Source organism: Deinococcus metalli (assembly GCF_014201805.1).
Classification (GTDB): domain Bacteria; phylum Deinococcota; class Deinococci; order Deinococcales; family Deinococcaceae; genus Deinococcus; species Deinococcus metalli.
The window spans coordinates 55,892-78,665 of sequence record NZ_JACHFK010000012.1 but is presented as its reverse complement, the minus strand read 5'-3'; the positions used below and the strand labels follow the sequence as shown (position 1 = coordinate 78,665).

General features: G+C 72.0%; 25 protein-coding genes and 1 tRNA gene. 10 read left to right on the top strand and 16 right to left on the bottom strand.

Annotated features, from left to right (window positions below):
* The first annotated feature begins 105 nt into the window (after nt 1-105).
* Nucleotides 106-182, top strand: a tRNA-Arg gene (locus HNQ07_RS19215).
* 53 nt (nt 183-235) lie between these two features.
* On the opposite strand, the gene tkt is transcribed toward HNQ07_RS19215, so the two are convergent.
* Together tkt and HNQ07_RS19205 are read right to left on the bottom strand one after the other, a co-directional pair.
* Complete coding sequence (tkt, locus tag HNQ07_RS19210) at nt 236-2,209, bottom strand: transketolase (RefSeq protein WP_184114827.1); 1,974 nt, start codon at nt 2,207-2,209, stop codon at nt 236-238.
* 42 nt (nt 2,210-2,251) lie between these two features.
* Entirely contained in the window at nt 2,252-2,692 is a 441-nt protein-coding gene (locus HNQ07_RS19205) for a GntR family transcriptional regulator (RefSeq protein WP_184114826.1), read from the bottom strand.
* A gap of 336 nt (nt 2,693-3,028) precedes the next feature.
* Between HNQ07_RS19205 and HNQ07_RS19200 the strand changes: the two genes are divergently transcribed.
* Both HNQ07_RS19200 and HNQ07_RS19195 read left to right on the top strand, forming a co-directional pair.
* On the top strand, nt 3,029-3,967 hold the full coding sequence (locus tag HNQ07_RS19200) for a GNAT family N-acetyltransferase (protein ID WP_184114825.1): 939 nt from the start codon (nt 3,029-3,031) through the stop codon (nt 3,965-3,967).
* 51 nt (nt 3,968-4,018) lie between these two features.
* The gene (locus tag HNQ07_RS19195; RefSeq protein WP_184114823.1) at nt 4,019-5,062 is read left to right on the top strand and encodes a GGDEF domain-containing protein; all 1,044 of its coding nucleotides are present in this window, start codon (nt 4,019-4,021) and stop codon (nt 5,060-5,062) included.
* A gap of 27 nt (nt 5,063-5,089) precedes the next feature.
* Here HNQ07_RS19195 and HNQ07_RS19190 read toward each other — a convergent pair whose 3' ends face one another.
* From HNQ07_RS19190 to HNQ07_RS19160, 7 genes are all read right to left on the bottom strand, one after another.
* Nucleotides 5,090-5,560: a hypothetical protein gene (locus HNQ07_RS19190; RefSeq protein WP_229832235.1), complete on the bottom strand. Its 471-nt coding sequence runs from the start codon at nt 5,558-5,560 to the stop codon at nt 5,090-5,092.
* Nucleotides 5,557-6,729, bottom strand: a complete 1,173-nt coding sequence (locus tag HNQ07_RS19185; protein WP_184114815.1) for a DUF1501 domain-containing protein — start codon at nt 6,727-6,729, stop codon at nt 5,557-5,559. Before HNQ07_RS19185 ends, HNQ07_RS19190 begins: the two co-directional genes overlap by 4 nt.
* A gap of 114 nt (nt 6,730-6,843) precedes the next feature.
* A complete protein-coding gene (locus HNQ07_RS19180; RefSeq protein ID WP_184114814.1) occupies nt 6,844-8,109 on the bottom strand; it encodes a DUF1800 domain-containing protein in 1,266 nt (421 codons plus the stop codon).
* On the bottom strand, nt 8,106-8,885 hold the full coding sequence (locus HNQ07_RS19175) for a transcriptional regulator (protein WP_229832237.1): 780 nt from the start codon (nt 8,883-8,885) through the stop codon (nt 8,106-8,108). Before HNQ07_RS19175 ends, HNQ07_RS19180 begins: the two co-directional genes overlap by 4 nt.
* A complete protein-coding gene (locus HNQ07_RS19170) occupies nt 8,882-9,136 on the bottom strand; it encodes a hypothetical protein (RefSeq protein WP_184114813.1) in 255 nt (84 codons plus the stop codon). The genes HNQ07_RS19175 and HNQ07_RS19170 overlap by 4 nt, the downstream gene beginning before the upstream one ends.
* An 11-nt stretch (nt 9,137-9,147) precedes the next feature.
* A complete protein-coding gene (locus HNQ07_RS19165) occupies nt 9,148-9,702 on the bottom strand; it encodes an RNA polymerase sigma factor (protein ID WP_373298129.1) in 555 nt (184 codons plus the stop codon).
* Between the two features lie 46 nt (nt 9,703-9,748).
* Complete coding sequence (locus HNQ07_RS19160; protein ID WP_184114811.1) at nt 9,749-10,828, bottom strand: hypothetical protein; 1,080 nt, start codon at nt 10,826-10,828, stop codon at nt 9,749-9,751.
* A gap of 35 nt (nt 10,829-10,863) precedes the next feature.
* On the opposite strand from HNQ07_RS19160, the gene HNQ07_RS19155 reads away from it, so the two are divergent.
* Nucleotides 10,864-11,541, top strand: coding sequence for a metal-dependent transcriptional regulator (locus HNQ07_RS19155; protein ID WP_184114810.1), 678 nt, complete (start codon nt 10,864-10,866; stop codon nt 11,539-11,541).
* Entirely contained in the window at nt 11,538-12,272 is a 735-nt protein-coding gene (locus HNQ07_RS24210) for a thermonuclease family protein (protein ID WP_229832241.1), read from the top strand. Before HNQ07_RS19155 ends, HNQ07_RS24210 begins: the two co-directional genes overlap by 4 nt.
* A gap of 10 nt (nt 12,273-12,282) precedes the next feature.
* Here the strand turns inward: HNQ07_RS24210 and HNQ07_RS19145 are convergent, their stop codons facing one another.
* Complete coding sequence (locus HNQ07_RS19145) at nt 12,283-13,557, bottom strand: aminoglycoside phosphotransferase family protein (protein ID WP_184114809.1); 1,275 nt, start codon at nt 13,555-13,557, stop codon at nt 12,283-12,285.
* A 104-nt stretch (nt 13,558-13,661) separates the two neighbouring features.
* On the opposite strand from HNQ07_RS19145, the gene HNQ07_RS19140 reads away from it, so the two are divergent.
* The 3 genes from HNQ07_RS19140 (at nt 13,662) to HNQ07_RS19130 (ending at nt 14,998) form a co-directional block, all read left to right on the top strand.
* Complete coding sequence (locus HNQ07_RS19140; protein ID WP_184114807.1) at nt 13,662-14,066, top strand: winged helix-turn-helix transcriptional regulator; 405 nt, start codon at nt 13,662-13,664, stop codon at nt 14,064-14,066.
* Between the two features lie 69 nt (nt 14,067-14,135).
* On the top strand, nt 14,136-14,375 hold the full coding sequence (locus HNQ07_RS19135) for a hypothetical protein (RefSeq protein ID WP_184114805.1): 240 nt from the start codon (nt 14,136-14,138) through the stop codon (nt 14,373-14,375).
* The gene (locus tag HNQ07_RS19130) at nt 14,372-14,998 is read left to right on the top strand and encodes a phosphoribosylanthranilate isomerase (RefSeq protein WP_184114804.1); all 627 of its coding nucleotides are present in this window, start codon (nt 14,372-14,374) and stop codon (nt 14,996-14,998) included. The genes HNQ07_RS19135 and HNQ07_RS19130 overlap by 4 nt, the downstream gene beginning before the upstream one ends.
* Nucleotides 14,999-15,179: 181 nt before the next feature.
* Here HNQ07_RS19130 and HNQ07_RS19125 read toward each other — a convergent pair whose 3' ends face one another.
* The 4 genes from HNQ07_RS19125 to HNQ07_RS19110 all read right to left on the bottom strand — a co-directional run bounded on the left by HNQ07_RS19125 (nt 15,180) and on the right by HNQ07_RS19110 (nt 17,983).
* Nucleotides 15,180-16,052: a metalloenzyme domain protein gene (locus HNQ07_RS19125; protein ID WP_184114803.1), complete on the bottom strand. Its 873-nt coding sequence runs from the start codon at nt 16,050-16,052 to the stop codon at nt 15,180-15,182.
* Between the two features lie 283 nt (nt 16,053-16,335).
* On the bottom strand, nt 16,336-16,731 hold the full coding sequence (locus HNQ07_RS19120; protein WP_184114802.1) for a VOC family protein: 396 nt from the start codon (nt 16,729-16,731) through the stop codon (nt 16,336-16,338).
* Nucleotides 16,728-17,633, bottom strand: coding sequence for a DNA-3-methyladenine glycosylase family protein (locus HNQ07_RS19115; RefSeq protein WP_184114801.1), 906 nt, complete (start codon nt 17,631-17,633; stop codon nt 16,728-16,730). The genes HNQ07_RS19120 and HNQ07_RS19115 overlap by 4 nt, the downstream gene beginning before the upstream one ends.
* Entirely contained in the window at nt 17,630-17,983 is a 354-nt protein-coding gene (locus tag HNQ07_RS19110; RefSeq protein ID WP_184114800.1) for a VOC family protein, read from the bottom strand. Before HNQ07_RS19110 ends, HNQ07_RS19115 begins: the two co-directional genes overlap by 4 nt.
* 115 nt (nt 17,984-18,098) lie before the next feature.
* Between HNQ07_RS19110 and HNQ07_RS19105 the strand changes: the two genes are divergently transcribed.
* Nucleotides 18,099-18,503 (top strand): hypothetical protein, encoded by a 405-nt coding sequence (locus HNQ07_RS19105; protein WP_221275217.1) that lies wholly within the window; start codon nt 18,099-18,101, stop codon nt 18,501-18,503.
* Between the two features lie 931 nt (nt 18,504-19,434).
* Complete coding sequence (locus HNQ07_RS19100; RefSeq protein ID WP_184114799.1) at nt 19,435-21,363, top strand: DUF4132 domain-containing protein; 1,929 nt, start codon at nt 19,435-19,437, stop codon at nt 21,361-21,363.
* A gap of 33 nt (nt 21,364-21,396) precedes the next feature.
* Here HNQ07_RS19100 and HNQ07_RS19095 read toward each other — a convergent pair whose 3' ends face one another.
* Both HNQ07_RS19095 and HNQ07_RS19090 read right to left on the bottom strand, forming a co-directional pair.
* Entirely contained in the window at nt 21,397-21,756 is a 360-nt protein-coding gene (locus HNQ07_RS19095; protein ID WP_184114798.1) for a VOC family protein, read from the bottom strand.
* A gap of 61 nt (nt 21,757-21,817) precedes the next feature.
* Entirely contained in the window at nt 21,818-22,738 is a 921-nt protein-coding gene (locus HNQ07_RS19090) for a helix-turn-helix transcriptional regulator (protein ID WP_184114796.1), read from the bottom strand.
* Nucleotides 22,739-22,774: the final 36 nt, after the last annotated feature.

The window sequence follows — 22,774 nt, the reverse complement described above, 5'->3', positions numbered from 1 at the left end:
GAACGTCAGTGTAGGCGGCGCGCCCGCCCCGGGTGGGCCGCGCGCCCACTCCGCGCCCTGGTATACTCCCGGCTGCCCGCACGCGGCCGCGGCGGCGCCATGACCGCACCCGTAGCTCAGCTGGATAGAGCGGCCCCCTCCTAAGGGGCAGGTCTCGCGTTCGAATCGCGACGGGTGCACCACGAAAAACCCCGCCATGTGGCGGGGCTTTCGCTTGGCTACGCCAGGGCCAGCGTTACAGGACGCTCCGGACGACCTTCGTGACGTTCTCGACGCTGAAGCCGAACTTCTCGAACAGCACCTTGGCGGGCGCCGACGCGCCGAAGGTCTCCATGCCGATCACGGGGCCGCCCAGCGTCCACTCGTACCACGGCTGCTTGCTGGCGGCCTCGACCGCGACCCGCGCCACGCCCGGCGTGAGGATCGAGTCGCGGTACGCCTGGTCCTGTGCGCGGAAGACTTCCATGCACGGCATGGACACCACGCGCACACCGACGCCCTCACCCTGCAGGGCCTTCGCCGCGTCGATCGCCAGGCTGACCTCCGAGCCAGACGCGATCAGGATCGCCTGCGCCTGGCCGCCCTCAGGGTCGTGCACGACGTAGGCGCCGCGCTTCACGCCGGCGTGGTTGCGCGGCAGGATCGGCAGGTCCTGGCGGGACAGGGCGAGCGCCGTGGGGCCCTTGTCGTACTCCAGGGCCATGGCCCACGCGGCCGCCGTCTCGTTCGCGTCGGCGGGGCGGATCACGTGGGCGCCGGGCACGGCACGCAGCATGGCGAGCTGGTCGATGGGCTGGTGGGTGGGGCCGTCCTCGCCCAGGCCGATCGAGTCGTGCGTGAGGACGTAGGTCACGGGCTGCATCTGGATGGCCGACAGGCGGAACGCGGGCTTGAGGTAGTCCGCGAACACCAGGAAGGTGCCGACCAGCGGCCGCAGGCCGCCGTACAGGCTCAGGCCGTTGCCGGCAGCGGCCATGCCGAACTCGCGCACGCCGAAGTACACGTTGCGGCCGGCGTAGTGGTCGTGGTCGAGGACGCCGCCGTCCGCGATGGTGGTCTTGGTGCTGCCCGAGAGGTCGGCGCTGCCGCCCATCACGCCCGGCACGACCTTCGCCAGGGCGTTGATGACCTCACCGCTGGCGTTGCGGGTGGCGACAGCCTTGCCGCCCACCTCGTAGCTGGGCAGCGCTTCCGAGAGGTTCGCGGGCAACTCGCGGGCGAGGAGCGCGTCCACTTCCCTGCCGAGATCCGGGTGCGCGGCGCGGTAGCCGTCCAGCAGGGCGGTCCACTCGGCCTCCAGCGCCGCGCCGCGCTCGGTGGCGTCCATGTGGGCGCGCACCTCGTCCGGCACCGTGAAGGGCGGGTAGTCCCAGCCCAGGGCCTGCTTCGTCTCGGCCACCGCCGCCTCGCCCAGCGCCTCGCCGTGGGCCTTGCTGGTGCCGGCCTTGGGACTGCCGTAGCCGATGATGGTGCGCACCTGGATCAGGGTCGGCTGCGAGGCGTTGTTGCGCGCGACCGTCAGCGCCTGGCGGATCGCGTCCAGGTCGTTGCCGTCCTCGACCTTCAGGACTTCCCAGCCGTAGGCGCGGTAGCGCTCGGCGGTGTCCTCGGACTCGGCCTTGTCGGTGGCGGTATCGAGCTGCACGTGGTTGTCGTCGTGCAGCCAGATCAGCTTGCCGAGCTTGAGGTGGCCGGCCAGCGCGGCCGACTCGTGGTTCACGCCCTCCTGCAGGTCGCCGTCACCCAGGATGGAGTAGGTGTGGTTGTCGAACACCTTGAAGCCCTCGCGGTTGTAGCGCGCGGCCAGATGCGCCTCGGCCATGGCCATGCCGACCGACATCGCCGCGCCCTGGCCCAGCGGACCGGTGGTGGCGTCCAGGCCAGGGGTGTGGAAGAACTCGGGGTGGCCCGGGGTCTTGCTGCCCCACTGGCGGAAGTGCTTGAGTTCGTCCAGGGGCATGTCGTAGCCGGTGAGGTGCAGCAGCGAGTAGATCAGCATGCTGGCGTGCCCGGCCGACAGTACGAAGCGGTCGCGCCCGGCCCACTCGGGGTGCTTCGGGTTGAAGCGCAGGAAGTCCTGCCACACCACGTAGGCCATCGGGGCCGCCCCCAGGGGCGCGCCGGGGTGTCCGCTGTTGGCGGCCTGAACCCCGTCGATGGACAGCGTGCGGATGGTGTTCACACTCAGCGTGGGCACGTCGGTTGACATGCCGCCATCCTACCCCGATTCGCTTTGGTGTACCGGGTACACTTATAGGCGTTCTTCTTGACCGTCGCGGTCCGGCCGGGCGCCGCTGTCCAGGGCCAGCACGTCGTCGAGCGCGCCGCGCAGGGCGGCGGGCTGCACGCCGGCCGCCAGCAGGTCACGGGTGTGCTGGCGCCAGCGTTCCACGGCCTCGCGCTCGTGCAGGCCGCCGGTCCACGCGGTGCGGGCCACCGTCGTACCGGCCCCCGCGCGGTTCTCGGTCAGGCCGTCGTGTTTCAGCGCGGCGTAGGTCTTCGCCACGGTGTTCACGGCCAGACCCAGGTCGGCCGCCAGGGCGCGCACGGTCGGCAGGGGGTCGCCGGGCCGCAGTACGCCGCGCTCGATGGCCTGCGCCAGCGCCGCGCGCAGCTGCGCGTAGGGCGGTAGCGGTCCGGCCGGATCGAGGGCGGACCTCAGGGCGTCGGTCAGGGCGGCGTCGCGGCTCATGTGCCGACCATACCTGCCGGGCGCCATAAAGGCGCGCCCCCGTCACAACGGAACGGGGGCGCGGGGTGGGTTGGGGCTGGGGGCTTCTCAGTCCCTCCGGTCTGGCCTGCGAACACACCACGGCGTTCCCGTTCCGGTGACAACAGAATACGCCGGATACGTAATCATGTCAAGCTCGTCTGTGAATGCGTGGTGAGTACGGATGGTGGGCGCCGGCAGTATTCAGCGCGGCTGTCGGAGCCTCCCTGGGCCTGGGCAGCGTATATGCACAGCCTCGGCCATCCAGCTTAGCTGTCGGATTCGCGTTCCCGGGGGTGCGCCCGGCACCATGCTGGTATGGACGCGACCGAACCGCTGCCGGCGAACACGGCATTCACGCTACGCCCCTTCCAGAATGCCGACGCGGATGCTGTGGCCAGGGTGGTCACGGCCAGCGTGCGCGGCCTGTGGACTTACCGTTCAGACGACTTCCGCCAGAGTGCCGAGCCGCGGCGTCGACTGGTCGCCGTGCTGGGGAACGCGGTGGTCGCCACCGCCCACCTGCTTCCCTTCGGCCCCAGTACTCCGGACGCCCTGCGCCTCGACCTCGCCGGCGACGGCGCCGCCTTCACGCCGCTGTATCTCGCGTTGCTGGGCGACCTGCCCGCCGCGGTCCGGGCGGGCGAGTACACGCGGCTCCTGGGTGTGACGCGCGAGGACTTCCCCGAGACCATGCACTTCTTCCACGCGGCCGGGTTCCGCAACGCGTGGCAATCGTGGGGAGCGCATCTCGACCTGCGCGCCTTCGACGCGGCCGCGTTTCAGCCGCTGGAGAAGCGCCTGTTCCTGAACGGTTACGAAGTGGAACGCCTGCGCCCCGACGCTCCTGAGGCTGATTGGGACGACCTGCATGTCCTCCACGTCATTGGGCGGGACGACGTGCCGCGCACGCCCGCAACCACGCCGGATGCCCTGACGCGGGACGAACTGCGCGCCACGGTCCTGCGCGGGGAGGCCGTGTTCGTGACCCGCTGGCGCGGCCGGATCGTGGCCAGCACCCGGCTGAGCGTCCGTGAGCACGCCGTCGAGAGTGAGGACACCGTCACGCACCCGGCGCACCGGGGCCGCGGCGTCGCCACCACCGTGAAGGCGCATGCCCTGGGCTGGGCCCGGGCGGAGGGCCGGAGCCGCGCCGGGACCGGCGGCGCCGTGCTGAACGTGCCGATGCTGCGCGTGAACGCCCGGCTGGGCTATCGCGTGGAGCCCATGTGGGTCACGTGGGAACGCCAACTGTGACCGCACCCGCCCGTTCCATCGCCCTGCGGTGCAGGCCATATCATGAGTGCCATGCCGGTGGAGGAGCCAGGCGGGCCGCCCCTCGGCCAGGCGAGGCGCAGGGGCTCCCTCCTGATCTGTGTGGGCGGCGCGGTCACCTTCGCCACCCTGGCGGCCATTCAGCAGGGCGGCGCCAGCGGGCCCTACGTGGCCGGGGCGCTGCTCTCGGCGCTGCTGGGCGTGTGCTCGCTGCGCCTGAGCGCCCAGCGTATGGACACGCTGCTCGGCTGGGGCGCCGACCTGGGCGCGCTGCTCTCCATCGGGGTCGTGAGCCGCAACGCCGGGCCCTTCAGTGCCCAGACCGTGCTGATCCTGAGCGTGTTTCTGGTGCTGTGGTTCGGAGTGCTGTCCCTGCGGGCCGCCACCCTCCGCGCGGCGCTGCTGGTCGGCGCGGTCGCCGTGGTGGGCGCGCTGCGCACCCCGCCCGAACCGGTGCCGGTGGTGGGCTTCGCGTTCCTGGCGCTGCTGATCGGTCAGATGACGTCCAGCGGCCGAGTGATCCGCCGGGAAGTCAGCGAGAAGACGCACTACGCGACCCTGGCCATGACCGACATGCTCACCGGGCTGCTGAACCGCCGGGCGCTGCACGCCGCCATGAACGCCGCCTACGCGGCCGGCACGCGCCGCGGCCACGCCCGGCCGGACGGCCTGGGCATCCTGCTGCTCGACCTCGACCACTTCAAGAGCATCAACGACAACTACGGCCACGACATCGGTGACAGCGTGCTCCAGCACGTCGCGGGCGTGCTGCGCGCGTGCGCCGACCCGGACGACCAGGTGGCCCGCTGGGGCGGCGAGGAATTCCTGATGCTGGTCCGCACCGCCGAACGCGACGACCTCGAGCGGCGCGCCACGCGCGTCATCGCCACGCTGCGCGCCATCCACAGCGGCCTGCCGCCCGTGACTGTCAGCATCGGTATCGCGCATGGCAGCGAGGCGCCGGACGTGGACAGCCTGCTGCGGATCGCGGACCGCCGGCTGTACCGCGCCAAACGCGGCGGCCGCGACCGGTTGAACAAGGACACCCTGATCCACCTGCCGGACCAGGGTGACTGAGCGCCAGGTGCCGGGGCGGCCCGCCGCTCAGCGCTTCGGCGTGGGCGGAGCGTACTGCGCCGCGCCGCCCGCCGCGTCGAAGGCGGCGCGCAGCTCCGGCAGCGGGCGGTCCGGCACGCTGTGCGGATCGCCCGGCAGGGTGCGCGCGTAGACCTCCAGCGCGTCCGGGTAGCCGTCGCCGTCCGCGTCGTCGCCGCTGCGCAGCACCGCGTACAGCACGTCCGGGAACCGCGCCTTCCCGCCCGCCGCCGCGTCCTGCCGGAAGGCCGCCTGCAGGGCCTGCCCGAAGGGGTTCCACGGCGCGCCGCCGGAGTCGTTCACGTGGCAGAAGGTGCAGGCCATGACCCGCCGGTCGAGTTCCCACAGCGCGTTGCCGCGGTCGTAGTGCAGCTGCGGGATCGCCTGGAGCCGGTAGCGCGGCATCGCGGAGGCCACCGGCACCGACAGCACCACCAGCGCCGCCAGCGTGCCCGGCAGCACCCACGCGGGCCGGGTCACGCGACCCACGCCGGTCCCGCGAAGTCCCCGTTCAGGATGGCGCGGGCGTCCAGCTGCAGCCACCGCGTCAGGGCGCCGGCATACACGCCGCGGAAGTCCTGCTTGTACTTGACGTCGCCCTCCGAGAGGTCCTCCAGGTCCGGACTGCTGCCGTGCACGCCGCCCTTGACGCCCTGGCCCAGCGCGAACATCACGCTGCCCTTGCCGTGGTCCGTGCCGGCCGAGTCGTTCTCCGCGACGCGGCGCCCGAACTCGGAAAAGCCCATCACGATCACGTCGTCGGCGAGGCCCTGCGTCTGCAGGTCGGCGTGGAAGGCCGCGAGTCCCTCCGCCAGGGTGGCGAGCAGTTCGTCCTGCTCGGCGCGCTGGCCGGCGTGCGTGTCGAAGCCGCCCAGCGACACGTACAGCACCCGCTGGCCCACCCCCGCCGCGATCAGGCGGGCCGTGTCGCGCAGCTGCGCCGCGAAGGCCGACTCCGGGTACGTCGCGCCCGGCCGGTACTTCTTCACGCTGGCCTGCACGCGCGCGGTGTTTGTCATCATCTGCCGGGTGGCGCGCACGAGGTACTCGGCCTCGCCGCTGCGTGGGGCGTCCAGCAGCGCCGTGAAGGGTGCGTTCAGGCCCTGCGGGAGTTTCAGCTGGAAGCGGTCGACGCCGTCGATGCTGGGCAGGCTGAAGTCCGCGGCCCGCAGCGCCTGCGGCGTGGTCGCGCCGATGTTGCTGGCGCAGAAGGGATCGCCGATCCGCTCCGCGATGCGCCCGATCCACCCCTCGGCCTGCGCCTGGGTAGGATCGGCGGTGTGCCAGATCGCCATGCTGGCGAAGTGGCTGCGGTTCGGGTTCGGGTATCCCACGTTCTCGATCCACGCGAACTTACCCGCGTCCCACAGCGGCATCAGCGGCCGCAGCGCGGGGTGCATGCCCAGGTCCGGCGTGAGGGTCAGCACGTCCTTTTTCGCCACGGCGATGGTCGGCCGCGCGGCGTAGTACGCGCCGTTCGAGTACGGCACCAGGGTATTGAGGCCGTCGTTGCCGCCGGTGAGCTGGATCACGACCAGCGTCTTGGTGCCGCCCGCCTGCGCCGCCGCGCGCGCCAGGAAGCCCGGCATGCCCGTCGTCGCGGCCACGGCCAGCGCGGAGAGTTTCAGGAAATCACGTCGGTTCGTCATGGGGACTCCTTCGGGGTGCAGAACGCGGATGGCAGGAACACGGGGCCATCGGTGGGGAGCGGACACCAGAAGACAAGCGGCTCTGGTCACCGCCCAGGGCTCATCCCAGCGTCCTCACGCCAGCTGGAATTCCGGGCTGACCAGCGCGAGGTACGTGCGCTGCCGGGCGTTCAGGGACGTCAGGGCGGCCGCCGCCGCCGAGCGCTCGCTGCCGAACAGGGCCAGGTCGGACGGCGCGCGGTCCAGCGTGGGCGCGCTCTGGCCGAGCGTCAGGGCCGCCGCGGCCTGCAGGCGCAGCAGCAGGGCCGAGTCGTTGATCCACTCGCGCCCGCCGTCCCAGCCCTTCACGGTGTCGGGCTGCAGGAGCACCTGCCCCATGCGTCCGGCCGTCTGCATGAGGTTCAGCACGGCCTTGGGCTCCAGCGCCGGCTGCCCCATGGTGCGCAGGGCGCCCACCACGTACTCCACCGGCGAGCGGACGATCCGCGCCCGGCTGGCGTAGAACTCGGCGCTGGACAGCAGTTCGGTCAGCACCGCGCCCACGTTGCCGTTGGTGCGCCGCCACGTCTCGGCGCTGCCCTGCACGGCCCGCTCGTCAGGGGTGTCGGCCATGAACGCGCGGTGCAGCTTGCGGGACACGCTCAGCGCCGTCTGCGGATGCGTGGCGGCGGCGCGCACCACGTCCTCCGGCGAGAGGTTGCCGCGCTGTCCCAGGTACGTCTTCTGGCCGGTGTCGTGCTGGCGGGCGTTGAACACGAATGCCTGCGGCTCCAGGAAGTTCTTGTTCCCGCGCCCGCCGGTGAAGGTCCAGCCGCTCAGCGCGCGGGCGCCCTCGCGCACGTCCGCCTCGCTGTAGGGCCCGAGACCCACGGTGAACAGCTCCAGCAGTTCACGGCTGAAGTTCTCGTTGGGCTTGCCCTTCTTGTTCTGGTCGTTGTCGAGGTAGCGCAGCATGGCCGGCGTCTGGGCCACCGCCAGTGCCAGGCGCGTGAAGTCCGGCGTGGCCGCGTGCTGACGCAGGGTGGCCAGGTAGCCCGCGAGCGCCGGGTGGTTGCGCACCTTGTCGGTGCCGATCACGAAGTGGTTGCTCCACGTCAGGACCAGCTTCTCGCGCAGCGGGTGCGGGCCGTAGACGAGTTCGTACAGCCACCGGGCGCGGGTGAGCTGGAGCATCGCGCCCGTCGTCGCCCCGGTCGCCGGATCGAAGGGATTGGCCGGCGCGAGCGCGGCTGTAAAGGCCAGCGCCTCGCGCGTCGCGTCGGCGGCGGCGCGGCCGGTCAGCGCGCGGATCTGCGAGTCGGTGCCGCCGAAGGCCGTGCGGCGCAGAAAATGCGCGGCGTCCTCGGCCGACAGCGGGCGGGTGTGGGGGGTCAGGGTCACGGGGTTGCCTCCTGGGCTGGGGTCACGAACGGGTCCAGGCCCGCCGGGTCGATGTCGTGGATGCCGGCGAGGGCGGCCGTCAGCAGGTCCTGCGGCAGGTTTCCGACCAGCCACACGAAGCTCCCGCCCACCCGCCGCGACGCGATGCCCGGCGCGGCCTTGACGTTCCGGGGCGCCACGACCAGCGCCAGCACGTTCACGCCGTCCGTCAGCGCGACGCTCACGCCGCCCGAGCGGGCCGTCACGCCCGAGGGTTCGAAGCCCGGCGGGAAGCCCACGCCGGGCAGCGCCCGCACGACCGCGGCGCGCAGCCCCGCCGGCAGGGCAGGCTCCGGCGGCGTGACCGCGACGGGCTTGGCGTTCACCTTCACGATCTCGGCGCGCCGGGCAAGGTCGCCGGCCGCGGTGCGTTCCTCGTACGCCAGCGGGAGGGTCCACGCCCGGTCCACCCACAGCGACCAGCGGGCCGCGCCGGGGCGGTTGGGCGTGAGGTCAAAGCGCGTGGTGGCCCGGCCCGCGACCGTGCCGCCGTCCGCGGCCGTCACCGTGAAGTTGCGCCGCAGCAGCGCAGGTACGAAGGCCACCCGCGGCAGCCGCCTGGCCGTGCGGGTCGGCACCGCGCGCGGCGGGAACAGCACGGTGATGGTCACCTCACCCCTCGCCTCCAGCGTCTGCGCCCGGCGCAGCGCAGCCAGCAGGTCGTCGGCCGGGGCCGCGCCCGCGTGGGCGCCCAGCAGCGCGGCCAGCAGCAGGGCCGGCGCCCTCAGGCCCCTCACCACCCGTCTCCGGCGGCGGACTGGTACGCGTCGTAGGCGGCGCTCGCGGGCAACAGGGTGTCCGGGTGGCCCACCAGCACGCCCGTCACGACCGCCGCCGCCAGCAGCGCCGACGCGCCGCCCGCCCACAGCGTGCGCTGCCGGCTCCGCCGCTGGCGGTGCCCGGCCAGGAAGCGGCCGGCGGCGCCCTCGTCGGCGGGGGTCAGGGCGCGGGCCTGCGCGAACAGCGTGTCGAGATCGTGGTCCGTCATGTCGTCCCCCGTCACGGGCGCACGCCCGCGCGGGTGAGCCACTCGCGCAGCGCCGCGCGGCCCCGGTTGATACGGCTCTTCACGGTGCCCAGCTCCACGCCGGTCAACTCGGCGATCTGGGCGTACTCCAGCCCGGCGATCTCGCGCAGCGTCACGGCCTCGCGCTGCTCGGGCGGCAGGGTGTCCAGCGCCCGCCGCAGCCGTTCGCGCAGGTCCGACTGCTCGCCCGCCTGCACGGGATCGTGGGGTGCGGCGGGCTCCGGTGCGTCCTCCAGCGGCACGGTCTTGCGGGTTTTCAGCGCCCTGTAGCAGGCGTTCAGGGTCACGCGGTGCAGCCACGTCGAGAGCTGCGCGTCGCCGCGGAAGGTCTTCACGCTGCGGTGCAGCGCCACGAACACCTCCTGCACCACGTCGTCTGCCGCGCCGGGGCCGACCGTGACGGCTGCCAGGCGGTGGACCGCGGGCGCGTGGCGCGTCACGAGCGCCTCGAAGGCCCGCTCGTCTCGCGGGGCCAGCCGCAGGAGCTGGTGGTCGGGCAGGGTGGTGTGGGGGTCATCCAAGGTCACCTCAGTCCTTAGAGACTGCCGCCCGCCGGAAAGTTCCATGGGCCGGTCAGCGCCGGGTGTGGACGTCTACTTTGGCGGCCAGGGCGCGGTAGAACTCCGGGCGTTGCAGGTACGCCAGGTGCCCGGCCTGCACGTTGCCGCCCAGCGGGAAGGCCGTGTCGTGCGCGCCCGGCACCACGCCCCCCGCCGGGAAACTCAGCAGGTCGCTCTCGCTCCACACGTTCCAGAAGTACCCCAGATGCGGCCCGGCGGTCGGGGCGTCCGCACCGTCCGGCGCGCCGCCGGCGGTCAGGCCCAGTTCCACGAAGGGCCCCACCTGACTGCCCGCCGCGCACCAGAAGTCCACCCACACGTCCCGCAGCTCCGGCGCGGCGGGCAGGAACACGCTCAGCACGTCGTACAGCAGCACGCCGCCCAGGCTGTGCGTGAGCACCACCAGCGGCTCGCCGCTGCCTTGCCGGGCCGCGTGCGCGCTTGCGAGCGCATCCAGCAGGCGCCGCGGAATCGGTCCCGGCGCCTGCGGCGTGCCGCGCCGGTCGAGGTACACCAGCAGGTCGCCCAGGAAGATCGGCACGAACGACGTGATCGGTCGGCGCACCGTCAGCAGTGCCCGCGACAGGTTGCGCTGGCGCTGCACCACCAGCGGCGCGGGCAGGTGCAGCCGCCGCGGCCCGCTGGCCACGCCGGTCGGCTGGGCGAGCGCGGCGGCCTCCAGGAACGGCCATGCCTGCGCCGGCGCCAGGCCGCGCGCGGTCTCGGTGAGGTCCACATCGCGCGCCACGTGCCACGCCGCGCGGATCACGTCCGGCCACAGGCCCGCCGGGGTGCGGGCCCGCAGCCGCGCCTCGAGCGCCTCGCCCAGCGCGTCCCTAGACGGCAGCCCGCCGTCCGCCGGGTCCGGCGCGGGCGGCCGGGGCGGCGCGTGATGGGCGCCCAGGTCGCCCCAGTACACCGGCTGGATGTCCACGCCGTCCGGGTCGTCCGGGCGCAGCACCGGCGCGACGGTGGCGCGCAGGGTGGACAGCATGGCGGGCCACCGCAGGCCCTGTGTGACGCGCCGCACCGTCGCCCATTCCGGGTCGTGTTCCGCGCGCACCGCGACTCCGTGAATAAACAGCACCGGCATGACTCCACAGTAGCGGCGCCCGGTACACTGCGGGCATGACGGCCCGCGCCCTGTCCCGCTCGGCGGAGGACTACCTCAAGCACTTGTACGTGCTGGGGCAGGCCGGGAAGGTGAGCACCCAGGCGCTGGCGACCGCGCTGGAGGTCGCGCCGGCCAGCGTGACCGGCATGCTGCGCAAGCTGGCCGAGCAGGGCCTGGTGTCGCACGCGCCGTACCAGGGCGCCCGCCTGACCGCCGAGGGCGAGCGCGTGGCGCTGGAGGTGCTCCGCCACCACCGCCTGCTGGAGCTGTTCTTGCACCGCGCGCTGGGCGTGCCGCTCGACGAGGTGCACGAGGAGGCCGAGAAACTGGAGCACGCCCTGAGCGAGAAGCTCGAGGCGCGCATCGCCGCGTGGCTGGGCGACCCGACGCACGATCCGCATGGCGACCCGATTCCCACACTGGAGGGCGAGGTGCCCGAGCGGGCCGAGCGGCGGCTGTCGCAGCTCGCGCCCGGTGACCACGGCGTGGTGTCGCGTGTGCCGGACGGTGACGCCGGGCAACTGCGCACCCTGGTCGGCGCGGGACTCACGCCGGGGGCGGCGGTGCAGGTGCAGCGCGTGGACGGCGCGCTGGGCACCCTGACTGCCCGCCTGGACGGGCAGGCCCTGACGCTGTCGCTGGGGGTGGCCGCCCAGGTGCACGTCCACGCGCCGACGCGCGCGGCGCGGTGAGCCGCGCGCCCCTGGAGGCCCGGCGCCGCGCCCAGGCCCGCACCCGCCGCCTGCGCGTGGGCCTGATCCTGCTGGTCGTGGGCGTGGTACTCGCCCTCGCGCTGCTGGCCCGGACGGCGTCGCCTCCCTCCGGACGTGCTCCCTCTGGGCGTGCTCCTGGCACTCCGGGAGGCACCGTGAGTGGCGTGGCCCGCGTGCTGGACGGCGACACGCTCGACGTTGCCGGCACGCGCGTGCGCCTGTACGGCATCGACGCGCCCGAACACGACCAGACGTGCCGCCGGGCCGGGAAGACCTATGCCTGCGGGCAGGAGGCGGCGGCCTCGCTGCGCGCGTTCCTGGGCACCCGCTCCGTGACGTGCCAGCGCCGCGACACCGACCGCTACGGCCGTACGGTCGGCGTGTGCCGCGTGAACGGCACGGACGTGAACGGCTGGATGGTCGCCCAGGGCCACGCGCTGGCCTACCGCGAGTACGCCACCGACTACGTGCCGCAGGAGAACGCCGCCCGCGCGGCGAAACGCGGTGTGCACGCCGGCACCTACGTCAATCCCGCCGACTTCCGCCACGAGGGCGCGGCCGCGGCTCCGGCGCCCACGGCGTCCCGGCGCACCACGCCGTACGCGAACTGCGCGCAGGCGCGCGCCGCCGGCCGCACCCCGGTGCTGCGCGGCGAGGGCGGCTACAACGCCAAACTCGACGGGGACGGCGACGGCAGGATGTGCGAGTGATCCGGGCGGGTCACGGTGCCCACGACCAGTCCTGGGCACGGTGCAGCCGCAGCACCTGTCGCAGGTGCCCCAGGTGGGCGGTGCGCCACTCGGTCTTGTCCTCCACCGCGCCCTGCAGGCCGTCCACGTACCCGAGCGCGCGGTACAGCTCGCCGCAGATCACGGCGTCGCGGAACAGCGCTTTCAGGTCGTCCTCCGGCGCGAACTCGGTCCACGCACGCAGGTAGACGTCCCGTGCGGCGTCCACGGCGCCCGGCGGCGGATCGACCTGCCACGGGGAGAAGTACGCCGGATTCACGTCCAGGAACGGGTGGGTGACGCACACGTCCGACCAGTCGAGCAGCGTGAACGCGCCGTCCCGGGCGACCATGTTCCCGCCGTGCAGGTCGCCGTGCCCCAGCGTGCGCGGCAGCGGACTGGCCGCCAGGCGCTCCAGCGCCGCCGTCAGCAGCGGGCGCAGGGCCCGCAGCGCCCCGGCGTCCTGTGCCGTGAAGCCCCCGTCCTCCCCGGTCAACAGGGTCGCGTCCGACAGCAGGGCGTCCAGCCAGTCCAGCACGTACTCCGGCCCCCGGTCGCGCAGCTCCAGCGCCGGCAGCAACGGCCGCGACGCCTGCTGGAGCCGCGCGACGTGTGCCATCACGGCGTCCAGATCCGGGGCCTCGCTGACCTCGCTGCCGGCGCTCTCGAGCAGTAGCAGGCCGCGGCCCGTATCGGCGGCCAGGACGGGGGGCGCGGCGCCCTCCAGCTCGCGGGCCAGCACGGGCGTGACCGCGACCTCGCGCGCGAAGAACGCCGGCACCGCCTTGAGGTACACCGGCCCGGCACCCGTGGGCACGCGCCACAGGACGCTGATCTGCCAGTGCTTCAGGACGGCCGGCTCCCCGGTCCGCGTCCGGCCCTGCGCGGTCAGTTCCTCGTCCAGCCACGCCAGCGTGTCGGCGTGCCAGCCGGGGTGCATCCACGGCACGTTCGTGGGCGGCGTGCGGGCGACCTCGCGCCACGCGCGCCGGCGCTCGTCCCACGCGCCCTCGGCCCGCCAGTCCAGTCCGGCGGCCTCGCCGGCGTGCAGGTGCCACACGCTCTCGGTGCGGCGCACGCCGCCTTCCTCGCCCACGGTGCGGAAGTGCAGGCGCCGCAGCAATGTGCCGGGCAGGCCCGCCGCGCGCACGACCTCCAGCACGTTCGCGCCGAAGAACGTCATGTGATCCGTGTCCAGCGTGTACCACGCCGACTCCCCCGGGCGGGTGTACAGCACGTGCAGGGCGGTCTCGCGGCGCGGCGTCATGGCTCCAGCGTGCCAGAGCGGCCCGTGGGCGCGCATCGGCCGCATGGCCCACCCGCGGCACTCTCCTGCGGAGAGTCACATGCCGGGCGCGCTATGGTGCGGCCATGGAATCCATGACGGCCATTCCCGGCGGCGAGCCCTGGCCGAAGGCCGCGCCGGAGGTCGAGGCGCTGGTGCGCGAGATGATCGGCCGGGTGGCGGACAAGTGGACGCTGCTGATCCTGGAGGTGCTGGAGGAACACGGCACGCTGCGCTTCACGCAGGTGGGCGAGCACGTGGGCGGCATCAGCCAGAAGATGCTCACCAAGACCCTGCGCCAGATGGAATCCGACGGCCTGCTGACCCGCACCGTGTATCCCGTGATCCCGCCGCGCGTCGAGTACGCCCTGACGCCGCTGGGCCGCAGCCTGAGCGAGGCCTTCTGCGCCGTGTGGGTGTGGGCTGAGCAGCACCACGCCGAGGTGAGGGCGGCCCGCGAGATCTTCGCCGCGCGTGCGGCGCCACAATGAAGCTGTGGATTCTCCTTCTCCCTTTGGTCGGATTTCACCCGCTTTCAGCGGGATTCAATCGGAGTGTGTATGAGCGACCGTGAACTGAACTTCGCGCAGGAGATCCTGGGGGGCCGGTCGTGGCGCGACGTACCCGACGACGAGGTGCTCGCGGTGGCCGAGCGGCTCCTGAACGGCTGGATGGCCGGCGAGACGCGCATGGAACGCCCCAAGCTCTATGACCACTACGCCCTGCTGCTGCTCGCCCTGACGCGGCGGGTGCGCGCCCTGGAGAGCCGCGTGGCCGCGCTGGAGGAGGGCCGGTCATGATCCGCGTGAAGGTCTGCGGCACCACCAGCGTCCATGACGCCGTGCTGAGCGCCGAGGCGGGCGCGGACGCGCTGGGCTTCATCTTCGCGCCGGTCAGCAAGCGCCTCGTGAGTGCCCGGGTGGCGCGCGACGCCGGCCTGGGCGTCGGCCCGGCGGTCGCGCGGGTGGGCGTGTTCTTGAACCAGGGCCTGGACGAGGTGCTGCGCACGGCCGAGGCGGCGCGCGTGAGCGCCGTGCAGCTCCACGGCCCGCTGTCAAGACTGTACGTGGAGGAGGTCGCCGCGTATTATCCCGTTCTGCGCGTCGTGCGCCCCGCCGATCTGGCAGGGCACAGCGGCGTGTGGACGGGCGGTTCCGGCGTCACGCCGATGCTGGACGCGCCCGAACCCGGCGGCGGCGTGCCGCTGGACTGGGCGGCGCTGCGCCCCCACTTCCCACCCGGCGCGTGGCTCGCCGGGGGCTTGGGGCCCGCGAACGTCGCGGAGGCCATCCGGGCGCTGCGCCCGGGGGCCGTGGACGCGGTGAGCCGGCTGGAGTCGGCCCCGGGCGTCAAGGACGCGGCCGCCGTCCGCGCCTTCGTGCAGGCCGTGCGCGGCGCCGATTGCGGAAGTTATCCACAGTGAAACGGCACCCTGTGGATAACTCCGCTCCCCGCGAACCCGCGTTCAGTAGAGCCGCTTCGCACCGTGCCATACACGCTTTTTGCCCATCTGCCCACCGGGCCGGGGCGGGGTTATCCACAGCTTATCCACAGCCACTGTGGATAAGCCTGTGGATAACTTCTGCCGTCGGTGGGGCCTGGCATTAAAATTCGGTGATCTCCACGCCGTCCACCCCGAACCACCCGGCGACGGCCTGTCCCCCCTGCACGACGTTCGACGGGCGGCCCGGTTCCACGCCCACGGCGGCGAACGGCACGCGCGCCACGGTATGCCCCTTCACGCGCAGATCTTCCAGGTTGCCGTGGTCGCTGCTGAGGGCCACGCGCGCCCCCGCGTCCAGCAGCCCGGCCAGCAGCGCGTCCACCCGTGTTAGATACGTCCGCCCGGCCGCCAGGGCGTCCGCCGGCAGCGGGACCATGCCCTCGTGCCCCAGCGCGTCGCTGAACCACAGGTCGACGGCGATCAGGTCATGCGTGCGCGCCGAGGCCGCTAGCGCCGCGCCCAGCCGGGCCACGTCGTCCAGCGTGCCCACCGGCCGCCACGGCGCGCGGTAGTCCAGGCCCAGCGTGGCCCCCACGCCCGGCACGCCCGGCGGGTTCAGGTCGGCGCCCGCTGCCCGGAACGCGTACGGAAAGCAGCCCATGCGGTTGCGGCGCGGCCCCACCGCCTGCGCCTCGAAGTATGCAGGCACGTAGTGGTTCGCCAGCGCGATCCGCGCGCCCGTCCGCGCCAGCCGCACCGGCAGCGAGCGTTCCCGCAGCAGGCGCTGCAGAGTCGGCCCGGGGTGCGGCCCATAGTGCTCGCCCATCAGGGCCACGGCGTCCGTGCCGGTCAGCCAGCACGCCTGCCCGGTGCCGGACTGCGGCAGGCCCGGCACGCCCAGCGTCGCGTCCAGCGCCGCGCCCGCGTCCACCACGGGCCGCAGAGTGGGCAGCGCCTGCTCCCACACGCTGCCGGGCGGGGCGTCCGCCGGATGCCCGACGCCGTCCAGCGCCAGCCACACGATCCCGCTCACGCGCGCTCCATGCGGGCAGCATAGTCCCGACGCCGCCGCAGGGCCTCTGGGATGCGTCCATGCCCCCGACGACCTCGGTGCCCGAGCAGACCGTGGTCTCGGTGCTCGCGGACGTGGCCGCCGCCGACCAGGGCATGCCGCGGGTGCCCGACATGGACGTCCACAGTGCCCGCACGGGTCGTGGCCGAACCCGCCGATCAGCCCGAGCGCAGGACTCGACGGCCGCAGGGCCTTTGGCGTGTGGTCGACTGGCGTCCGGAAACGTCGGAAGCGTGAATCCGGATCAGCCCTCCGGAGCGGGCTGCCACGCGAACACGTCCACGGCCGTGCCGTCCGGGTCCGTCACGGTGGCGTAGCGCTGGCCCCACGGAGCGTCGAAGGCGTCCGGAACGTCGTGACCGGCGGCGCGCAGGCGGTCCACGGCCGCGTCCACCCCGGCAGGCGAGTCGGCCTGCACGGCCACTCCGATCCGGCCCGCTCCGTGCGGGCGTGTCCAGTGTGGGTTCAACTCGCGCATCAGCGCCTCGGACTCCCACGCGATCCGCAGGCCGTCCACCTCGATCTCGACGTGCCCGTCCTCGGCGTCGCCCGGGATGGGCAGGCCAAGAATGCGGTAGAAGGCCAGCGCGCGGGCCATGTCCGACACCAGGATGCTCACGTAGTTCAGTTTCACGGTCATGCCACACGCTCCTCGTGCGGCACCAGGGCCGCGCGGCTCCGCAGCGAGATGGCCCACTGGCCCCGCTGCTCGCCGTACCCGTCCGCGATGGTCAGCAGGTCCTGCGGTGTCAGCTCGCCGTACACCGGCCGGGCGGCGCGCAGGAGTTCCTTCATCAGCGGACTGTCCGGCGAGAGGTCCTTGCGCTCGGTGCGTCCCAGCCCGCGCAGCAGGACGAACAGCGCGCTCCACTCTCCGATGCCGTGGATGCCGAGCAGCCACTCGCGCACCTCTCCGTACGGCGCGGCGGCCAGATCGGCGGTGCTCACCCCCTGGAAGGCCCGCGTGACCGCGTGCAGCGCGCGGGCCTTGCGTTCGTTCGGCACCAGCGCCTGGAACGCTGCTGCGTTCAGTTCAGCCAGATCCGCAGGCTCCGGGAAGGCGGGCAGGCCGTCCCACGCGCCGCCGTGCGCGTCAGCCAGGGCGAGCTTCATGTGCCGTGCCTGCGCCAGCGGTTGCCTCTGCGTCAGGATCGCCCAGCACGCCGCCTCGAAGGGGGTCAGGAAGCGCGGCTGGTGGAAGCCGTAGATGTCGCGCAGCACCGGCCGCAGGGCCGTATCCTTCTCGGCCAGCGCGTAGAACGCGTCCAGCTCCACGTCCGTCCCCAGGAAGAAGGCGATCCGCTCGTGCAGAGCCTGCACCTGCCCGGCATCCAGCGTCCGCTCCGGGTGGAGGGTCACGTCCAGTTCACCGTCCGCCGCGCGCACCACGAAGCCCACCGTCTGCCCGGCCAGCCGCGTGGCCTTGCGCAGCTCGCCCCCGGTGCCCTGCTCGCCCTGCATGGGCGGAAAGCCGTTCAGGAACGCCAGCGTCAGGCCGAAGTTGAAGGGCGGCGTGACCGGCAGGGTCGCGGCGGCGCTCACGCGGGTTCCTGCCAGAAACCGAGCCCCTGCCCGTCCGGCGCCTGCACCGTGAACGTCCGCCCGAAGGGCATGTCGTGCAGCGGCTCGCTGATCACCGCGCCGCGCGCCACCACCTCGTCGTGGAAGGCCTGCACGTCCGGCACCGTGAAGTACACGGTCACGCCCACGCCCAGCGGCGGGGTCAGGCCGCCATGCGCCCGCAGGGCCAGGCCCGCGCCGCCCGCCGCCACGAAGGCGGTCGCGCCGGGCCGCGTCTCGGTCTGCTCGAAGCCCAGGATGTCTGTGAAGAACGCCAGGGCGGCGGGGTAGTCGGTGGTGTGCAGCGTCACGAAGGAGAGGGTGGTCTTCATGCCTCCAGCATGGCGGGGGTGGGTGACAGCCCTGTGTCAGGAGCGGCATGGTGACATAGGGCACGATGAGGCTGCCGATGTGTTACGCTGTGAACAGAATCTGGAGGTGCGAATCATGATGTACACCGTCAACGTCCTCGACGAAACGACCGCCCGCCCCCGCCCCGAACCCGCCCTGACGCTGGACTTCGAGGTCGAGACGGTCACGGTGCGCGACCTGATCCGCCGCCGCGTGTACGACGAGGTGACCGAGTACAACGCCGGAGCCAGGGAACGCTTCCGGGGGCTGGTCGTGCCCGAGGGCATGGAACGTGCCCTGAACAGTCCCACGGTGCCGCGCCCGCACCGCATCGACTGGGAACAGCAGTCCGCCCGCGCCCTCGAGGCATTTGCGCGCGGCACCGTCATCGTTCTGGTGGGCGACCGGCAGGCTGAAACGCCGGACGAGCCCGTGACGCTGCGGCTGGGCCACCCGCTGGACGTGACCTTCATCAAACTGGTGCCGCTGGTGGGCGGGTAGGCGGATGGCAGGTGATCTTCAGGAGTTAGCCAGGAACGTGGATTCTCTGGATGAGTCCACGTTCGCAGATCTTTTTCAACGTCTTGTTGTGTTTCCCGAGAAAGAGCAGTATCCGGTCATTGAAACGGTTTTAAACTCCCTCCTCGCATGGAAGCGTGGCGTTGCCGCCAATCGTAAGCTAGCTCTCCAGGCCCGACTCAACCGGTGGTGGAGTTTGCGGAAAGACAGCCCTGGAATTGATCTGCCTCAAGACATTCAGATCAAAATTCTGGTCTCGCATTGGTTGGGACACAGTTCACACTTGAAGCGATTGGAAAGTGTCGCGTTTTCCGATCTGGTGAGACTTCCCACAGATCGTCAAAATGAGGCCCTTGAACTGGCACAATCGTGCGTGGATCAGATCTATCCTGATCAGCAGGCAGAGTATAGAGCGACCTTGAGGAGCGTGGCCGGGCGACTGGAAGGCTGGAAAGTTGAGCCACGTGCAGGAAATTGGGTGTCACTTTATCTGGAGACCTGGGGGCGCGGAGTCTACAGCTACACCCCGCCATTTCGACCGGCAGAAGCGGATGAACTGGCCGAGAAGGTCATCTCCAAGGATTACTCCGAGTATCCACAGGTCTACATCTCTTCCTTCAGGACGAAGGCACTAGAGAAGCTGGCCGAATCTGGTCTGTCGGACGCAACTCATCTTCAGGTCATCGAGCATCTAACTCGCATGGGGGAGTTCCCTTCTTTCTACGCGATACCGGCCCATGTAGAAACGTTGAGACGACTACATGTGGCTGGTCAGATTTCTGACCATTCACGTGCTGCTTTACGCAGATATGCTGCATCTAACGGCTTAGCCAGCTTTGCAGACCTCATCCTCATCCCCGAACTCAACCCCGGCGAGGCGTGGTCGGACGCCTTCCTCGCCCTCCTGGACACCTTGCCCCCGGAGCAGCGGCAGCCCTGGCCCGCGCTGGTGGCGTTCGCGCGCACCGCGTCGGCAGGGAAACCCAGCGCGAAGTGGTTGAAGGACGCCGAGAAGCACCTGAGCGCCGTCGGCGCGGCCCCGTTCCGCGAGGTGCTGACGGCCGCGCTGCCACTGCTGCCCAGACCCCGCACGTTCCGCCTGAATCCCATGCAGTACGGCGGCGACCCGAACCTGCTGCTGGACGAGTTCAACGCGCTGTCCCTGAAGGGCCTGCTGTGGATGGTGCCGCTGGCGTCAGACGACGCCCTGACGCGGGCGGTGGCGGGCGTGGTCGAGTCGGCGCTGAAGAAGGTGCCGGGTGTCGGCCCCCGCGCACCGAAAATTGCCAACGCGGCCGTATACGCGCTGTCGCGTACCGAGTCCGGAGCGGCGCTGTCGGCGCTGGCGCGGCTGGCGACGACCGTGACCTTCAAGGGAACGCTGAAGGAGGTACACAAGGGCCTGGAGGTCGTGGCCGCTCGGCTGGCCGTGACGCCGGACGAGCTGCTGGAACTGGGCGTGCCCACCCTGGGCCTGACGGCCGTGGGCGAGCGCGTGGACGTGCTGGGCGACGTGGAGGCGCGCCTGAGCGTGGGCGCGGACGGCACGCATCTGGGCTTTACCCGGGGCGGCAAGGCGCTGAAAAGTGTGCCGGCCAGCGTGAAGACGGATCATGCCGAGGAACTGGCCGACCTGAAGGCCGCGCAGAAGGAGGCCGAGAAATCGGTGGCGGCGCTGGCGCAGCGGCTCGACGGCCTGATGGTGCAGCCGCGCGTGTGGCCCGGCGAGGCGTGGACGGAGCGGTATCTGCACCACCCGCTGGCCGGCACCGTGGCGCGGCGACTCATCTGGCTGGTGGACGGTGTTGCGGCGCTGTGGGCCGACGGCGACCTGCGCGACGTGCAGGGCGCGCCCGTTGCCGTGGCGCCGGCAGCCGAAATCCAGCTGTGGCATCCCATCGGGCGCGGCGTGCCCGAGGTGCTGGCGTGGCGCGACCGGCTGGACGTCCTGGGAATCACGCAGCCCTTCAAGCAGGCGTGGCGCGAGGTCTACGTGCTGACCGACGCCGAGCGGCGCACTGGCACGTACTCGAACCGCTTCGCGGGGCACATCCTGCGGCAGCACCAGTTCCACGCGCTGGCGGCGCTGCGCGGGTGGCGCAACCGGCTGCGGCTGATGGTGGACGATTCGTACCCGCCTGCCATGCGCGACCTGCCGGCGTACGGCCTGCGCGCCGAATACTGGATCCAGGGAATCGGCCAGGACTACGGCACCGACAGCACCGAGTCCGGCAGCTACCTGCGCCTCAACACCGATCAGGTGCGGTTCTACCCGCTGGACGCCCCCGAGAACCACGCCCACGCGGGCGGTGGCAGCTACGAGATGTGGGTGAACCAGACCCAGCAACCCGTGAATCCGCTGCCGCTGGAGCAGATCCCGCCGCTGGCGCTCTCGGAGGTGCTGCGCGACGTCGACCTGTTCGTGGGGGTGGCCTCGGTGGGCAACGATCCAACGTGGCAGGACGGCGGCCCCGGCGGACGGTTCCGCGAGTACTGGCACAGCTACAGCTTCGGTGACCTGACCGAGACCGCCAAGACCCGCGCCGCGTACCTGAAACGCCTGATCCCGAGACTGAAGATCGCCGCCCGCCTCTCGCTCGACGGCCGTTTCCTGCGCGTGCAGGGCGACCGCCGCGCGTACCGCATCCACCTGGGCTCGGCCAACATCCTGATGGAACCGAACGACCAGTACCTGTGCATCATTCCCGGTGGGAAGGGCAGCGGCCCGGACGTGAACTTCGACGGTGACCGGGTGCTGTCGCTGGTGCTGAGCAAGGCCTTCCTGCTGGCTGACGACACGGCGATCACCGATCCGGTGATCCTCCAGCAACTCGGGCGCTGAGCATGCCCCGGGTGACCGGCCGCGGCGGTGCCGTCATGCCGGCGTCTGGTGGAAGGTCAGGGCGTGACCGTCCGGCGTCCGGACACTGAACATCCGTCCAAAGGGACCGTCCTGAGGCGGCTGGATGACCTGCGCGCCCGCCGCCGCGATCCGGGCGTGATACGCATCGGCGTCCGGCACCCCGAACCACACGCTGACCCCAGCGCCGAAGTGCTTGGTGCGTTCGTGCGGCAGGGGCTCGCGGATCGCCAGCGCCGCTCCACCGGCCTGGATGAACACCGCTGCGTTGGGTGGGCCAGGCGTGGTCTCGAAGCCCAGAACCCCTGTGTAGTAGCGGCGGGCAGCGTCGAGGTCGGTGGTGTGCAGGGCGATGAAATCGAGGGTGGTGTGCATGGTGGTGCCTCCTGACGTCATGCTGCCGGGGTCGGGTGACAGCCCTGTGTCAGGAGCGGGGTCAGGAGCCCGCGAGCATGGCCCGCGCCTCGGTCCGCACCGCCTCGCGCAGCCCCTCCGGCTCCAGCACGCGCACGGCCCCGCCCCAGGACAGCACCCACGCCAGCACGTCCCGCCCGTCCCGGACGCGCAGGGTGACCGACACGCCGTCGGGTGTGGTCTTCATGTCCTGCTGAAAGAAACTCGGCCGCTCGCGCAGGGCCCGCTCCGAACCGGGGGGAAAGCGCAGGTGCACGGTCACGGTCCGCCCCTGTCCAGCAGGTTCCGGGCCAGTGCGCCACGCGGGGTCGCGCTCGAAGGTCGTGGCCTCCACGATCAGGCGCTCGATCCGGCTCAGGCGGAAGGTGCGCCGGTCCCCGCGCGCAGGATCGAAGGCGCCCAGCAGCCACGCGCCGTGCAGGTACACCAGCGACAGCGGGAAGACGCGCCGGACGTCCGGATCGCCGCCGGGCTTGTGGTACGTGAAGGTCACGCTCCGCTCGGCCAGCACCGCGCCGCGCAGCACGCGCACGGCCGCCACGTCCGTACCCTCGTCCGGCGGCACCACGCGCAGGCGCTCGCGCAGGCCCGTGACCTCGGCCCGGCGCTCGTGCGGCAGGGCGGCCGTGAGTTTCTTCAGGGCGGACTCGGCCGCGGCCGCGTACTCGGGGTCGAAGGCGGCGCGCACCGCGTCCGCGCCCAGCGACAGCATCACGGCCTCGGACACGCTCAGGTGCAGCGGCGGCAGGAAGTATCCGGGCATCAGCGTGTACCCGCGCCCCGGCACGCTCACGACCGGCACGCCCGCCTCTGTCAGCGCCACGACGTCGCGGTACACGGTGCGCTCGCTGATCCCGAACTGCCGGGCCAGGGCTGCGGCGGTCGTCCACGACTGTCCCTGGAGTTCCAGCACCACGGCCAGCAGACGATCCGTGCGGTTCATACCGGTCAGTATGGCGGGCGCGGGATTTCACGCTCC